We start from the raw sequence: 14,400 nt of genomic DNA on the forward strand, positions 1-14,400 counted from the left end.
AATTCTCCTTCAGCGGTTACTGATTCTCAGATAACTTTGGGTTAAAGTGGTTCTTATAGTCGCTCTAGAGTTTGGCCCGAATAGGTTAAATTTTCAATCATTTTTTAAACGAGCGTTTGAAAGTATGTGGAAAGCTCAGATAACATCAAAGAACTCTATCAAAGCTGGTGTGCTGGCTGGCGCCTTGCTGATAGCTCCAATAGCCTTGGCGGCGCCGCCCAGTGCCAGTGTGGTTGATGAAAGCGTGCGTGAGCAGCAGCGCGAACTGTTCAAGCAAGCTGAAGTTGCAGTCAAGCGTCGGCGCATCAAAGAATATCAACAGTTGGTACAGCAACTAGAAGGGTATCCTTTGTTACCCTATCTCGAGCTTGATCGAATTGGGCAAATTGGCTATATCGCCAATGAGGACTACGTACTGAGTTTCTTTGACCGGTATCAACAGAGTCCGTTGGATTGGCAAGCACGACAGCCTTGGTTAGATTACTTGATGCGACAGGGTGACTATCAGCGCTTTGTTCGTGATTTTAAAGCGCCAGGCTCGCAAACTCATCAATGTTTCTTGATTGAAGCTCAGCTGGCACTATTGCCTACAGAGCAGCACACAGCTGACCAAGCGGATGTGAATCGGTTGCAGGTGCTACGTCAAGTCGATACCGTGTGGCGCAATGGCTCATCGTTACCCAAAGCTTGCGACACCATTTTAGCGGCTTGGGCCGAGGCCGGGTTACGCACCCCAGAATTAATCTGGGAGCGGGTGGTACTAGCTGCTGAGGGAGGACAACACACGTTGTTACCTTATCTCGGCCGATTGTTGCCTGAACCTATGCAGTACTTGGCTGAGCATTATCGGCGGGTACGGGTTAACCCATCATATGTCACGCGTTTCAGCGCACTGACTCAAGCCTATCCTGAACACGAAGCGCAAATCTTAAGTTATGGATTACGTCGCCTTATCTGGCGCGATCCCGATTTAGCCTTGGCTACTTTAGCCAAGCTACCATCTCACATTGTCTGGACTGCCGAGCAGCAGCTTAGCCTAAATCAGACGTTTGCCACCGCACTGAGTGTGAAAAACCATCCGCAAGCGGAAACTTGGCTAGCGCGACTAGCACCTAACGAGCACAATGACACCACGCGGCAATGGCAGTTGGCCGATTGGGTACGGCGAGGTGCTTGGCAGCAAATCATTGAATTTATGCCGCGCTTGCCCGATACCGAACGAGAGTCCGATCAGTGGCAATATTGGTTTGCGCGCTCGCTAGAAAGTTTAGGACAGCCCGGGGTCTCGGCACCATTGTGGCGTGAGTTGGCGCAATCACGCAGTTATTACGGGTTTCTCGCTGCCGCCAAACTAGATGTGCCACTTAACCTGCAGCGTCAGCCGTTGCAATTATCAGAACAGCAGCGCCAAGCACTATGGCAGCTTGATGGGGTGCAGCGGGCCTACGAATTACGAGCTTTAGATCGGCATCTAGATGCACGGCGCGAATGGTTTTATATGGTGAATATGGTGACCCCCGCGCAACAGTTGCAACTAGCAGCTTTGGCAAGTGAGTGGGGATGGCATGATCAAGCGATATATACGCTCGGCCAAGCGGGAGAATTTGATGCCGTGGCACAGCGTTTTCCCGAGGCCTATTTAGAGCAACATCAAAAGTTTGCTGACGCTGCGCAGATTGATGTGAACTGGGCGTTGGCGGTGTCACGGCGTGAAAGCGCGTTTCGTCATGATGCGCGTTCGCACGCAGGTGCTTATGGATTGATGCAACTATTACCCAGTACCGCTCGTTTAATGGAGGATAAGCCATTAAACCATCGCGATTTATTTCATGTTGAAACCAATATTCGATTAGGTACTCGCTATTTATCTCATTTACAACAACGGCTAGAAGGTAATTGGTTATTGGCAACGGCAGCCTATAATGCGGGCATCTATCGGGTTTATGATTGGATTCCGGCGCAACCGCTAGCTGCAGATCGCTGGATTGAGACGATTCCATATGCAGAAACACGAAACTACGTGAAGAATGTACTGGCTTACCAGCAGATTTATCGAGCTTTGCGTCAAGGGGAACAGCAACCAGAACTATTTCAGCAGGTCGTACCTATGCGCATTGGTAAGTTGCCGACAACCTCCGCTAACAGTGGCGATTAATCTGAACTACAAGGTGTGTTCAAATAAATCATGAGTGCAAACTATTTAATTCCGGCGCAGCCCATGACCCATGAGCTGGTCATTAAAAACAGTCGGTTTATTGCTCATGCACAGCTCGCTAGTAGTGCCGCTGAGGTGGCTGCGCATCTGGCTTGGTGTAAACAACAGTGGCCGCAAGCAAGTCATTACTGTACGGCGGCTTTATGGGGTGCGCCCAATAACAGTCAAGCTTATGCGATGAGTGATGACGGTGAACCCAGTGGTACCGCCGGTAAACCTATGTTTCAAGTATTGCAAACTAGTGGGGTAGGAGAAATTTCTGTGGTGGTGGTGAGATATTTCGGTGGGGTGAAACTCGGAACCGGAGGCTTGCAACGCGCATACAGCCAAGCTATCGCCGAGCTCATGAAAGTTTTACCAACAGCAGAAAAAATACTACGCAAATCAGCCCGTTTAAACTACGATTACCAGCATCAAAGTGTTGTACAGCATTTATTGCAGCGTTATCAGGCAGATATTATCGAACAAGAATTCACGGATACGGTACGATTAAGGCTAGCAGTGGTTGCCGCATCAGCAACAGAGCTTGCAACCCAATTAAAAAACTCCACTCAAGGTCAACTTGAGTTAATTATTCTAAAAGAGGCAGGCTAGTGCGCTTTCGCGGCATTCTCAGAATTTTAGGGCTACTTATTTGTTTGTTCAGCATTACCTTGGTGCCCCCAGGCGTAGTTGCGTTAATCTATCAAGATGGTGGTGGAGTAGCCTTTTTACTGGCTTTTGTGGTGAGCTTAGTGGTTGGCTTTTGCGTCTGGTATCCGAACCGTCACGAGCGTTCTGATCTTAAAGTTCGAGACGGGTTTCTGCTAACCGTCCTGTTTTGGACGGTGTTAGGGGCCGTGGGTATTTTGCCCTTGTGGTTCACCGCCGAAGTTCCATTGAGTATTACCGATGCTGCCTTCGAGTCTTTCTCTGGTTTAACGACCACGGGCGCTACCATTTTGACCGGCATTGAACACTTGCCCCACAGTATTTTGTTTTACCGTCAGCAGTTGCAGTGGTTAGGCGGGATGGGGATTATCGTTTTGGCGGTGGCAATTTTACCGATGCTTGGTATCGGGGGTATGCAGCTGTATCGAGCGGAAATTCCGGGGCCCCTTAAAGATGCCAAAATGACCCCTAGAATTGCCGATACTGCGAAACATCTTTGGTACATCTATGTGGCTTTAACCGCCGCTTGTGCTATTGCCTATAAGCTTGCGGGTATGGGCTGGTTTGATGCTATTGGCCATGCGTTTTCAACCATTGCGGTAGGTGGCTTCAGTACCTACGATGCCAGCATGGGCTACTTTGACAGTGCCACCATTAACACCATTTGTGTGGTGTTTTTGATCATTTCATCGATAAATTTTGCGGTGCATTATGCGGCCATAACAGGGCGTTCAATTACTGGGTATTTCCGTGACCCTGAAGCACGGGCGTTCGTGTTGATTCAGGTTGCGTTAATTATTCTGGTCTTTCTTACGGTGCTGGTACACGACCTGTTTTCGTCGACCGAAGAGGCTTTTAATCAAGCGATGTTCCAGGCAGTTTCAATTAGCACCACAGCCGGCTTTGCGACCACAGACTTTTCATCTTGGCCGTTGTTTTTACCTATTTTGCTTATCTTTGCCAGCTTTATCGGTGGCTGCGCCAGCTCAACAGCGGGTGGTTTAAAAGTGGTGCGGGTGATGTTGCTGTTTCGGCAAGGGGTGCGTGAACTCAACCGCTTAGTACATCCAGCTGGGGTCTATTCCGTTAAACTAGGTAAGCGCATTATGCCGCAACGAGTGGTTGAGGCAGTGTGGGGTTTCTTTGCCGCCTACGCCTTGGTTTTTGTGGTCATCATGCTCGGCTTGCTGGCAACGGGTTTAGATGATGTGACAGCCTTTTCGGCTACCGCAGCCTGTTTGAATAACTTAGGGCCAGGTTTAGGTGAGGTGGCAGCTAATTACGCTGACATCCCGGACGCGGCCAAGTGGCTATTGGTGATTGCCATGTTATTTGGGCGCTTAGAGGTTTTTACCATCTTAGTGTTACTCACCCCAACATTCTGGCGCAGCTAGCAATAGGGCCTGAACTAGGCCCTAAAAGAATAACGCACTAGGTTGGAATAAGCGTTCCACTTCGCGAATGTACTTTTTATCTACCAAGAACAAAATAACGTGGTCATCGGCTTGTAAGACTGTGTCGTCGTGAGCAATAAGCACTTCATTGCCGCGCACGACAGCACCTATGGTGGTGCCCGGAGGCAGCTTAATTTCGCTGATGGTTTTACCGATAACTTTAGAGGTGTTTTCGTCGCCATGAGCGATCGCCTCAATAGCCTCAGCTGCACCTTTACGCAGTGAATAGGCATTAACAATATCACCTTTACGAATCAGTGATAGTAGTGCCGAAATAGTCGCTCGTTGCGGAGATATCGCAATGTCTATGACGTTATCTTGCACCAGATCGACGTAGGCCTGGCGCTGAATTAACACCATGGTTTTTTTCGCGCCCATTTTCTTTGCAAGCATGGCGGACATGATATTAGCTTCGTCATCATTGGTAACGGCAATAAACACGTCCATGTCTTCAATATGCTCTTCAATCAGTAGCCGTTGATCTGATGCATCACCTTCAAGAATGGTGGTGTTTTGCAGGCTTTCATTAAGCATGAGGGCACGATCTCGGTTGCGCTCAATGAGTTTTACATGGTGATTCTCTTCCAGACGGCGCGCCAATCCAGCACCTATGTTACCGCCTCCGGCAATCATGACGCGGCGATACTGATGCTCAAGCTTCTGCATTTCTTCCATAACCATGCGGACATACCTGGTATCGGCAATAAAGAAAACTTCGTCGCCGGCTTCAATGATGGTTGTTCCCATCGGCTTGATGGCTTGCCCTTGCCGGAAAATTGCCGCGACTCGGGTTTCGACATTAGGCATATGGTCTTTCAAAGTAGAAATAGCATGGCCAACTAACTTGCCACCGTAATAGGCTCGTACTGCCACGAGGCTGGCGCGCCCGCCAGCAAACTCCATCACCTGCAAAGCGCCAGGGTAATCCACTAGCAGCTTGATGTAGTCGGTCACTTCTTGTTCTGGTGAAATGAGGTGATCAACAGGGATGTCATCTTTATGAAAAAGCTTATCTTTGTAATCGCTGTATTCTTCTGAGCGAATGCGCGCGATGCGTTTGGGAGTCTTGTAAAGGGTGTAGGCAATTTGACATGCCAGCATGTTGGTTTCATCGCTTGGCGTTACCGCAATCAGCATGTCAGCATCTTCGCAGCCGGCTTGGCGTAGCGTCCGAGGATGCGAAGCATAGCCCTCTATGGTGCGAATATCATGCAATTCTGATAAATAATTTAAACGCCCAATATCTGAGTCAACCACGGTAATATCATTGTCTTCGCCCACTAGGTTTTCTGCTAGTGTACCGCCTACTTGACCGCCACCGAGGATGATTATTTTCATGTGCGTTTTTCCAGTTTTGCATAATAAAAACCATCGCCATGTTGCTCACCCGGAAGCCACTGCCAATCAGGCTCGGTACCAGGCCCTATAGCTATTTGTTTGGCATCCGCATGGCGCGTCAAAAATGCTGCTATTTGTTGTTTGTTTTCTGCAGGTAACACTGAGCAGGTTGCATAAACTAGGGTACCGCCTGGCTTTAACATTGGCCAGAGGTTATCAAGAATCCTTGCCTGTAATTCAGCTAGGGCGCTAATGTCATTCGCGCGGCGTAGCCATTTGATATCAGGATGACGACGAATCACGCCCGTGGCAGAGCAGGGGGCATCAAGTAAAATCCGGTCAAACAGTTGACCATCCCACCAGTCGGCACTAGTAGCATCACCTTGTTTCACAACGGCTGTTAATTGTAAACGCGCCAAATTGTCATGCACCCGTTGCAAGCGTTGGGCATCGGCATCTAATGCCAAGACCGCGGCCGTAGGAGCTGTCTCTAATAGGTGAGCAGTTTTACCACCAGGAGCTGCACAGCAATCTAGAATGCGTTCATGGGGTTGAGGTTGTAACAGGCTAGCTGCATGCTGCGCAGCAACATCTTGTACCGAAACCCAGCCTTGTGCAAAGCCTGGTAGCTGCTGCACATCTACCGGCTGCTCTAGGCGAATTGCCGAAGCTAGTGGGCTATCAGAGGCTGCCGCTAAGCCAGCGTCAGCTAATAATGCCAGATACTGCTCGCGCGTGTGATGCTGTTGGTTGACACGAAGCCACATGGGCGCTTGCTGATTATTGGCCGCTAAAATAGCTTCTGCGTGTTGTGGGTAAGCATGTTGAATAAGTTCAGCCAGCCAGCGAGGATGGCCATGGGCTAACTCGGCGCGGGCGGCAATTTGTTCTAGTAACTCAGACTGTTGCCGTTGCAGGTTACGCAAGACACCGTTTACTAAGCCTTTTTGCCGATTACGACCTAAAGTAATAGCAGCATCAACGGTGGCGGATACCGCGGCATGCGAGGCAGCGCCCATGTAGGCAAGTTGGTAAGCGCCCACTAACAATAGTGAGTTTAAGATTAGTAATTCACCTTTGAGAGGCTTGGTAAGCAGCTTACTTAGCATAAAGTTAAGCTGCGGTAGATGCCGCAAAACACCGTATGCGAGAGCTTGAGCCATGCCACGATCGCGCGCAGAAAGTTTACTCGCTGCCACCGGCAACGCAGTGCTTAACGAGCGTTGGTGCTCAAGCACTTGAAACACAGCTTGGGCTGCCGCGGCGCGGCTTGCTGCACCAGGACGAAGCTCAGTCATGGGATACCTTATGCGGAGCTGCTAATCGACTCCCTAGTTGAAACCAATCACTGCGACCGTTAAGGAAATCTGCTGCAGGCATAGGTTTTTTGCCGGATGGCTGCAACGTTTGGAGGCACAAGGCCTGTTGACTCGTGCTAATCACGATACCCTGTTTATCTGCGCTGATCACGGTGCCAGGTGCAATAGATTCTGATTGCTCAAAGGGTACCACGGTGGCATGGTAAACTTTTACCACTTCGTTGTTACTGGCAAGCAGCCAACAGATGGGCCACGGATTAAAGGCGCGCACCCAACGCTCTAGTACTGCGGCGGGTTGCTGCCAGTCCAACTGAGCTTCTTCTTTACTTAACTTGGTGGCGTAAGTGGCTAATTGCGCATCTTGAACCTGGGCTTGTGGCAGCAGGTCAGTGAGTTGGTGTAGGGTATCTAACAACGCCGGCGGCCCTAACTCGGCCAGCTTGGCATACAAGGACGCGGAAGTATCGCTTGGACGGATCGGTAACCGTCGTTCGAGTAATACCGGGCCGGTATCAAGACCCGCCTCCATCAACATGATAGCAACGCCAGTTTCGCTATCGCCAGCCCATAGGGCCCGCTGAATAGGTGCTGCACCACGCCAACGAGGCAACAAGGAACCGTGCACATTGATGCAGCCATAGCGTGGTAAATCAAGCACAGCTTGGGGCAAGATGATGCCATAGGCAACCACCACCATCACATCGGCCTGATAATCTGCTAAGGTTTGTTTTGCTGATTCTGATTTAAAAGATTGCGGCTGCTCAATCGTCAGTTGATGCGCTAGCGCTAACTCTTTGACGGTGCTGGCCTGTAATTTCTTACCCCGCCCAGCCGGGCGATCTGGCTGAGTGTAAACAGCCACCACCTCGATGGTGTCATCCTTAAGTAATGCCGCCAGATGTTGCGCTGCAAAATCTGGCGTACCAGCAAAAACTACGCGCAGCTTATTGGCCATATAAACGAGCTTCTTTCTCTAATTTTTTGCGAATGCGATCACGTTTTAACGGCGATAGATAATCGACAAACAATTTACCATCAAGATGGTCAATCTCGTGCTGAATGCAAATAGCTAGCAAGCCTTCAGCGGTAAGACTGAAAGATTCACCGTTTTTATCCAACGCTTGCACTGTTACTTTGCCGGCACGCTCAACATTGGCGTAGACTCCAGGAAAGGATAAACAGCCTTCTTGATTGGTAAAATGGCCTTCTTGTGCTGTAATCTCAGGGTTAATGAAGACGAGGGGTTCGTTCTGATCTGGGCTGCAGTCGGCCACAAACAAACGGCGGTGAATATTCACCTGAGTAGCAGCTAGGCCAACGCCTTCAGATTCGTACATGGTTTCAAACATGTTGTCGATGTCAGCACGCAGGGCATCATCTACCTGCGCAATAGGCTGTGCGACAGTGCGTAAACGCTCGTCGGGATATTTTAAAATTGTTAATTTAGTCATAACCTGTCATTCGCTTGTTTCATATTGGCTAATTTTAACGTAATTTGAGGTTAAACACACGGTTTTACAATGGAGCTCCCCATGACTAAGAAGCATTATTGTACGATTGCGGCTATCGGCTTTTTCAGCCTTAGTTGCCATTCTGCGTTAGCTTCTGCACCGCTGGTTGATTCACAACCGCTACCACAGCCCGCTGTGGGGGCTGAAAGTCGGGGGACGCTGGTGCAAATTAAGCAAGGCGCACCAACCGAATACGTGGTGAAAAAAGGCGATACCTTATGGGATATCTCAGCACTCTTTCTTGATGATCCATGGCTATGGCCCGAGTTATGGCGGATAAATACTGACATCGCCAATCCACATCTCATTTACCCAGGCGACAAATTGTATTTGGTATGGGTAGATGGGCGACCTCAGCTTACTCGCAAACCGCAGCGGACCCTCTTACCTGAGGGTACAGTACAAGCAAAACGACAGCCGATTCCAACCTTTGCGCGCGATATGTTAGAACCATTACTTACGGAACATCGCTTGGTAAGTGCTGAACACTTGGCTCAGCTACCGGTGATTGTCGGCGACAATCGCGGTGCCCCCCGAGTGAACGGCTTAGCGCCAGTCTTTATCGATGCTGCTGCTGGACAACTTGAGCAGCAAGAATATGCTATCTTCACCCCGGTCGCAGAGTTAGCCCAGGGGCAACTGTTACGCTTAGTAGCCAACGTCCAAATTACCCATGCGCAAGATGGCTACTGGCAAGGGGAGGTTAGTAAGTTACAACGCGAAATTCGCCGCGGCGATGTGCTCCTGCCGCTAACGCCTACCGAGCTACCCGAGCTGATAGTTCCTAGTAATGGAGCCGTCCCTATGGGGCACATTATCGGGTCTTTAAATGAGCGCCGTGAGCAAGGTAAGTTTGATTTGGTCGTGTTAGACCAAGGCCGAGCAGAAGGTGTTACTACCGGACAAATGTATCGTGCCGTACGCGCGGGTACTCGGGTGTTTGTCGATGGCGAATCCATCAGTTTAGTGAACCCTTATAAACCCAGCCACGCTATTTCATCGCTGTGGCGAACCACTGCTGAACTGCCGCTGCAACAAACCGCTGAGCTGATGGTCTTGCAAGTGCAGGAGCATAGCAGCTTTGCCATTGTGTTGAGGGCACCAGAATGGTTGCGGGTTGGGGCTACCTTTTTACCCATGCAGGTGGCTGCAATGCAGCGCTAAGCTGGGCTTAGCTCGCTTTTTTACAATTTCAATTGCAAGGATGCAAAGCAATGATGGCACAGGATCATCGCGGTATTTTATTACTCGCTTTTGGCAACGGTAAGCTCCGACGAGAATGTCGCAAAGCCAGCTCATTTACTAACGCCATCGAGCTGGCGCAGAGGTCACCGCACGCAGCTGACGTGGTCATTGAAGCGGCGCACGTGGCCAGGTTAGAGCGTTGGCTTGAATTACCGCAAACCCAGGTTGTGAGTTATTTTGACGCCTCCTACCCAGAAGCTCTACGCTATGTAAGTCAGCCCCCATTAGTGTTGTTTTGTCATGGAGATGTGGCGCTGTTGCAGTGCTGCGCTGTTGCTATTGTCGGCAGCCGCAATGCTAGCCCTACCGGGCAACATACAGCGGATTATTTTGCCCGTGGTTTAGCGAGTAGTCAGGTAGTGATTATTAGTGGGCTCGCCATGGGGATAGATGCCGCCGCCCATCGTGGTGCGTTGGCGACTGGCCGCACCATTGCGGTACTAGCGGGTGGGCCAGACGTTTACTACCCAGCCCGAAATCGGCAACTACAACAACAGATCGCGCAAGCGGGCTTACTCGTTTCAGAGTTCGCGCCCGGAGTACCAAGTAAGCGCGATCATTTTATCCGTCGCAACCGTATTATCGTCGCCTTAGCCCAGTTGGTGTTGGTGGTAGAAGCCAAACCACGGAGCGGTTCGCTGAATACAGCAAAACAAGCCCTTGAGCAAAATCGTAGCCTCTTTGCCGTGCCCGGAAGCATTTGGGACCAAGGAATGGGGGGCTGTCTGATGTTATTGCAACAAGGTGCAGGGTTAGCGATGTCGATTAATGATGTGCGGCAAGAATTGAATTTACCAAGTTTGCCCCCATCTACTTCAGCAGAGGACGAAATTAATTCGCAACCGAGCTTGGCAAACACGCAATTGTTGGCTAATGTGGGCAATGAGGTCACTTCAATAGATACCATAGTAGCGCGCAGCAAACTTCCAGTTGCGATTGTATCAGAGCAACTGGTATTGCTTGAATTAGAAGGGAGAGTGACTTCTGTTGCCGGCGGCTACATAAAAGTGGGGAGGCGCTAACCATGTTTGATATCCTCATGTATTTATTTGAAAACTACATTCATTCTGATATGGAAGTAGTCGTGAATCATGATGAGTTAACCGATGAGTTAACTCGGGCGGGATTTCATCGGCAAGAAATTCAGAAAGCTTTAGCATGGTTAGAGCGCTTAGCTGATCTGCAAGAAAGCGATCTGAAGGCGGGTCTGAATCGTAGTCAAAGCAAATCGACGCGGGCTTACACAGCAGAAGAAGTAGCTCGAATTGATTGCGCCAGCCGCGGCTTTATCATGTACCTAGAAAATCTTGGGGTGTTGGATTTTGCTACCCGAGAAATGGTCATCGATAGAGTGATGGAGCTCGATGCAAAAGAGTTCACTCTAGATGATTTAAAGTGGGTGGTGTTGATGGTGTTGTTCAACGTGCCCGGCCATGAAGATGCCTATAATCAAATGGAAGGTTTGTTGTTTGAAGAGCCAGATGGTTTATTGCATTAAATGAGTGACAACTTTCTAGAGCCCCAAGCACTCGGAGTTCCTTGCCCCAAGTGTCAGCGAGATTTACAACTCAAAAAAGGCCGCTATGGCCTTTTTGTTGGTTGTAGTGGTTATCCCGCTTGTGATTACATGACTGCCGCAGATTTCGATCCCGGTACCGATGCCCGCTGTCCTGAATGCCAGCAAGGTAAGATGGTACAAAAAACTAGCCGCTTCGGTCATTCCTTTTATGCTTGCGATCAATACCCCTCATGTCGTTATTCCGTGAAGTTACCGCCGGTGGCAGAAATTTGCCCGAGTTGTGGTTACGGGTTGTTATTACGCAAAAAAACCAGTGCGGGTGAGCGCCTAATTTGCGCAAAAGATACCTGCGACTACAAATCTCCAGTAAAATAATCCGCAGTTTTAGCGTTAGCGAGAAAGAACATGTTAGACAGTGAACAATGGCTAGCAGCCAAGCAAGCGTTTCAAGCTGGGCAGGTGTTGGCTTATCCTACTGAAGCCGTATTTGGGTTAGGTTGTGATCCTCGTAATGAAAGTGCAGTGCGCGCTGTACTTGCCTTAAAACAGCGCCCTGAAAGTAAAGGCTTGATTCTTTTGGCTGCCGATTACAGTCAGTTGGTGCCCTATGTTGATGATCTTGCGATTCCACAGGATAAGCGGTTTGCGGTGTTCTCAAACTGGCCAGGTGCCGTCACTCTATTATTGCCGGCAGCCGCTAATGTCCCAGAATGGCTGCGTGGCGACCATAATCAAATTGCGGTACGTGTAACCGCACATGAACCAGCGCGGCAGTTATGTAAGGCACTCGGCTCAGCAATCGTTTCGACCAGCGCCAATCGCTCCGGGCAGCCAGCCTTAACCACAGCTGCGCAAGTAACAGCAGAGTTTGGTGAGGGAGTGGCGTGGGTGATGCCTGCGGATGTGGGCGGAGCAAGTAAGCCGTCACGTATCATCGACCCTTTAACCCAGCAGGTAATACGAGATTAATCATGCCAGATTCGATGTTAGAGCAAGTAAAAGCCTATTTAACTAATCTTCAAGACCAGATCACCGAAGCATTGGAACAGGCAGATGGAAGCGGGCAATTCACCGAGGATGCTTGGCAACGCCCTGGTGGCGGTGGTGGGCGCTCGCGGGTGTTACGTGATGGTGCCGTATTAGAACAAGGCGGGGTGGGTTTTTCGCATGTGTATGGCGAACAAATGCCAGCATCTGCTACGGCGCATCGACCTGAGTTAGCTGGTCGTAACTTTAATGCCTGTGGGGTGAGTTTAGTGATGCACCCGCGTAATCCCTACGTACCTACCAGCCATGCTAACGTGCGCTTTTTTATTGCCGAAAAAGCGGATGCAGAACCGGTATGGTGGTTTGGAGGCGGGTTTGACCTAACTCCGTTTTACGCCAACGATGAAGATATTAAGCATTGGCATCAAGTTGCTTATGAGGCCTTGCAGCCCTTTGGTGATGATTTATACCCAGCCTATAAACAATGGTGTGATGAGTATTTCTATTTGAAGCACCGTGGCGAAACACGCGGCGTTGGTGGTTTATTTTTTGATGATTTGAACGAACGAGGATTTGATGAGAGCTTTGCCATCATGCGAGCCGTTGGCGATGCCTATTTAGCGGCCTATTTGCCGATTATCTCCCGCCGTAAAGACATGCCTTATGGCGAGCGCGAGCGGCAATTTCAGCTCTACCGTCGTGGCCGCTATGTTGAGTTCAATTTAGTCTGGGATAGAGGGACTTTGTTTGGCTTGCAAACCGGCGGCAGAACCGAATCTATCTTAATGTCGATGCCACCGTTAGTGCGTTGGGAGTATGGTTATCAACCAGAACCAGGCTCACCTGAAGCTCGGCTCTATGAGGATTACCTTAGGCCGCGCGATTGGCTCGCCGAACTTTAATCGGTATTTATCATGTGATGAGCCAGTGCCGTGTAACGACTTTTTAGCTGCATCTTCAGTAAATCATCGTGCACTTGCTCATCTAAAACTTGATACATACACATCAACCATTGATCGCGCATGGCTTCGTCTATGCGAAAAGGCAGGTGCCGTGCCCGTAGCCGAGGATGCCCATATTTTTCTTCGAAGAGTGCCGGGCCACCCAGCCAACCACTAAGAAACTCGAAAAATTTCTGCCGAATTTGGGTGAGGGGTTGTGGATGCATGGCCAACAGTTCAGCTGCGCGTGGGTCTGTTTCCATGATATCGTAAAAACGCTCAGCCATAGCTCGTACGGCGTGTTCACCGCCAAGCTGATGATAGAAACTACTATCTGGGGCTGCTTTCTTTTGCGAACGGAGAAAATTAAACATGGCGCTTTTTACCGTAGTTGGAAATCCAATTGCACAAAGCCTATCGCCACAAATCCATCAATTATTTGCTGAACAAGCGCAAGTAAGCCTCAACTATTCGCGCAGTTTAACATCTCCGGCACAGTTCTCACGAGCTGTTGCGGCATTTTTTCGCAGTGGCGGCGCAGGAGCCAATGTAACGTCACCGTTCAAACAACAAGCCTATCAGTTGGTGACCCATGTTACAGCTCGAGCGGCCAGTGCTGGCTCGGTGAATACCATAGTTGCACTCGGACACGGCCAATTATTGGGAGATAACACGGATGGCTACGGATTGGTGCGTGACTTACAGCGCTTAGGGTTTGATCTGACCCAGTTAACTATCGTGCTGCTCGGTGCGGGGGGAGCAAGCCGTGGCTGCTTACAGCCTTTGCTAGATGCTGGCGCGGCTAACTTAGTGTTAGCTAATCGAACGCTTAGTAAGGCTCAGCAATGCGTGGAAGGCCTTGAGCATGCGCGCCTTAGTGTTGCTAGCTTAGCCGAACTGGAGAACCAGCTAGAACCCTTACAACAACCCTATCTGTTAATCAATGCGACGAGTGCTGGTCTTCATGGTGATCAACTGGCCTTAGCGCCCGCGATATTTGCCCAGGCAACGGCTTGTTATGATATGAGTTATAGCCCAAATCCTAGTCTGCTCACGCCTTTTCGCCAGCAAGCACAGAAAGCAGGAGCACCACGCACCTTTGATGGGCTAGGGATGTTGATTGAGCAGGCGGGCCTGGCGTTTCAGTTATGGCATCAGGGGATAGAACTTGATACTAGGCTGGTACATCAGCGCTTACAGCAACAACTGCAACAATGATA

Annotated in this window: 15 protein-coding genes; 10 read left to right on the top strand and 5 right to left on the bottom strand. The window is 49.8% G+C overall.

The window, feature by feature from the left end:
* Positions 1-124 precede the first annotated feature (124 nt).
* From ACQ661_RS05550 to ACQ661_RS05560, 3 genes are read left to right on the top strand one after another with little or no spacing between them, the layout of a single operon-like run.
* Positions 125-2,155 carry a transglycosylase SLT domain-containing protein gene (locus ACQ661_RS05550; RefSeq protein WP_431667869.1) on the top strand — a complete coding sequence of 677 codons (2,031 nt, stop codon included), beginning with the start codon at positions 125-127 and terminating at the stop codon, positions 2,153-2,155.
* A gap of 30 nt (positions 2,156-2,185) precedes the next feature.
* On the top strand, positions 2,186-2,809 hold the full coding sequence (locus ACQ661_RS05555; RefSeq protein WP_153826552.1) for a YigZ family protein: 624 nt from the start codon (positions 2,186-2,188) through the stop codon (positions 2,807-2,809).
* On the top strand, positions 2,809-4,260 hold the full coding sequence (locus tag ACQ661_RS05560) for a TrkH family potassium uptake protein (protein ID WP_162014511.1): 1,452 nt from the start codon (positions 2,809-2,811) through the stop codon (positions 4,258-4,260). Before ACQ661_RS05555 ends, ACQ661_RS05560 begins: the two co-directional genes overlap by 1 nt.
* Positions 4,261-4,281: 21 nt before the next feature.
* Here the strand turns inward: ACQ661_RS05560 and trkA are convergent, their stop codons facing one another.
* The 4 genes from trkA to def are packed head-to-tail and all read right to left on the bottom strand — an operon-like array spanning position 4,282 to position 8,428.
* The gene (trkA, locus tag ACQ661_RS05565; RefSeq protein WP_110075699.1) at positions 4,282-5,658 is read right to left on the bottom strand and encodes a Trk system potassium transporter TrkA; all 1,377 of its coding nucleotides are present in this window, start codon (positions 5,656-5,658) and stop codon (positions 4,282-4,284) included.
* On the bottom strand, positions 5,655-6,956 hold the full coding sequence (gene rsmB, locus ACQ661_RS05570; RefSeq protein WP_431667870.1) for a 16S rRNA (cytosine(967)-C(5))-methyltransferase RsmB: 1,302 nt from the start codon (positions 6,954-6,956) through the stop codon (positions 5,655-5,657). Before rsmB ends, trkA begins: the two co-directional genes overlap by 4 nt.
* A complete protein-coding gene (gene fmt, locus ACQ661_RS05575; RefSeq protein ID WP_431667871.1) occupies positions 6,949-7,932 on the bottom strand; it encodes a methionyl-tRNA formyltransferase in 984 nt (327 codons plus the stop codon). The genes rsmB and fmt overlap by 8 nt, the downstream gene beginning before the upstream one ends.
* Positions 7,922-8,428 (bottom strand): peptide deformylase, encoded by a 507-nt coding sequence (def, locus tag ACQ661_RS05580; protein WP_110075696.1) that lies wholly within the window; start codon positions 8,426-8,428, stop codon positions 7,922-7,924. The genes fmt and def overlap by 11 nt, the downstream gene beginning before the upstream one ends.
* Before the next feature lie 81 nt (positions 8,429-8,509).
* Here def and ACQ661_RS05585 point away from each other — a divergent pair, with 81 nt between their 5' ends.
* From ACQ661_RS05585 to hemF, 6 genes are read left to right on the top strand one after another with little or no spacing between them, the layout of a single operon-like run.
* Entirely contained in the window at positions 8,510-9,652 is a 1,143-nt protein-coding gene (locus tag ACQ661_RS05585) for a LysM peptidoglycan-binding domain-containing protein (RefSeq protein ID WP_162014513.1), read from the top strand.
* A gap of 50 nt (positions 9,653-9,702) precedes the next feature.
* On the top strand, positions 9,703-10,755 hold the full coding sequence (gene dprA, locus ACQ661_RS05590; RefSeq protein WP_153826555.1) for a DNA-processing protein DprA: 1,053 nt from the start codon (positions 9,703-9,705) through the stop codon (positions 10,753-10,755).
* A 2-nt stretch (positions 10,756-10,757) separates the two neighbouring features.
* Complete coding sequence (locus tag ACQ661_RS05595; protein WP_110075693.1) at positions 10,758-11,231, top strand: DUF494 family protein; 474 nt, start codon at positions 10,758-10,760, stop codon at positions 11,229-11,231.
* Entirely contained in the window at positions 11,232-11,627 is a 396-nt protein-coding gene (locus tag ACQ661_RS05600) for a DNA topoisomerase family protein (RefSeq protein ID WP_110075692.1), read from the top strand. It abuts the gene before it with no gap.
* A gap of 30 nt (positions 11,628-11,657) precedes the next feature.
* Positions 11,658-12,221 carry an L-threonylcarbamoyladenylate synthase gene (locus ACQ661_RS05605; protein ID WP_110075691.1) on the top strand — a complete coding sequence of 188 codons (564 nt, stop codon included), beginning with the start codon at positions 11,658-11,660 and terminating at the stop codon, positions 12,219-12,221.
* 2 nt (positions 12,222-12,223) lie between these two features.
* Positions 12,224-13,141, top strand: a complete 918-nt coding sequence (gene hemF, locus ACQ661_RS05610) for an oxygen-dependent coproporphyrinogen oxidase (protein ID WP_431667873.1) — start codon at positions 12,224-12,226, stop codon at positions 13,139-13,141.
* Here hemF and ACQ661_RS05615 read toward each other — a convergent pair.
* Positions 13,138-13,554 carry a group II truncated hemoglobin gene (locus ACQ661_RS05615; protein WP_431667874.1) on the bottom strand — a complete coding sequence of 139 codons (417 nt, stop codon included), beginning with the start codon at positions 13,552-13,554 and terminating at the stop codon, positions 13,138-13,140. The genes hemF and ACQ661_RS05615 overlap by 4 nt on opposite strands.
* Between ACQ661_RS05615 and aroE the strand changes: the two genes are divergently transcribed.
* Positions 13,553-14,398: a shikimate dehydrogenase gene (gene aroE / locus ACQ661_RS05620; RefSeq protein WP_431667875.1), complete on the top strand. Its 846-nt coding sequence runs from the start codon at positions 13,553-13,555 to the stop codon at positions 14,396-14,398. The genes ACQ661_RS05615 and aroE overlap by 2 nt on opposite strands.
* The last annotated feature ends 2 nt before the right edge of the window (positions 14,399-14,400 follow it).

Source organism: Pseudidiomarina sp. WS423, from assembly GCF_050750165.1.
In the GTDB taxonomy this organism is placed as follows: domain Bacteria; phylum Pseudomonadota; class Gammaproteobacteria; order Enterobacterales; family Alteromonadaceae; genus Pseudidiomarina; species Pseudidiomarina fusca.

Bases quoted from the DNA above. Each gene is read 5' to 3' on its own strand.
- ACQ661_RS05600 (WP_110075692.1), top strand. From the start codon at position 11,232: ATGAGTGACAACTTTCTAGAGCCCCAAGCACTCGGAGTTCCTTGCCCC.
- hemF (WP_431667873.1), top strand. From the start codon at position 12,224: ATGCCAGATTCGATGTTAGAGCAAGTAAAAGCCTATTTAACTAATCTT.
- ACQ661_RS05550 (WP_431667869.1), top strand. From the start codon at position 125: ATGTGGAAAGCTCAGATAACATCAAAGAACTCTATCAAAGCTGGTGTG.
- fmt (WP_431667871.1), bottom strand. From the start codon at position 7,932: ATGGCCAATAAGCTGCGCGTAGTTTTTGCTGGTACGCCAGATTTTGCA.
- aroE (WP_431667875.1), top strand. From the start codon at position 13,553: ATGGCGCTTTTTACCGTAGTTGGAAATCCAATTGCACAAAGCCTATCG.
- def (WP_110075696.1), bottom strand. From the start codon at position 8,428: ATGACTAAATTAACAATTTTAAAATATCCCGACGAGCGTTTACGCACT.
- ACQ661_RS05615 (WP_431667874.1), bottom strand. From the start codon at position 13,554: ATGTTTAATTTTCTCCGTTCGCAAAAGAAAGCAGCCCCAGATAGTAGT.
- ACQ661_RS05585 (WP_162014513.1), top strand. From the start codon at position 8,510: ATGACTAAGAAGCATTATTGTACGATTGCGGCTATCGGCTTTTTCAGC.
- trkA (WP_110075699.1), bottom strand. From the start codon at position 5,658: ATGAAAATAATCATCCTCGGTGGCGGTCAAGTAGGCGGTACACTAGCA.
- ACQ661_RS05595 (WP_110075693.1), top strand. From the start codon at position 10,758: ATGTTTGATATCCTCATGTATTTATTTGAAAACTACATTCATTCTGAT.
- ACQ661_RS05605 (WP_110075691.1), top strand. From the start codon at position 11,658: ATGTTAGACAGTGAACAATGGCTAGCAGCCAAGCAAGCGTTTCAAGCT.
- ACQ661_RS05555 (WP_153826552.1), top strand. From the start codon at position 2,186: ATGAGTGCAAACTATTTAATTCCGGCGCAGCCCATGACCCATGAGCTG.
- dprA (WP_153826555.1), top strand. From the start codon at position 9,703: ATGATGGCACAGGATCATCGCGGTATTTTATTACTCGCTTTTGGCAAC.
- rsmB (WP_431667870.1), bottom strand. From the start codon at position 6,956: ATGACTGAGCTTCGTCCTGGTGCAGCAAGCCGCGCCGCGGCAGCCCAA.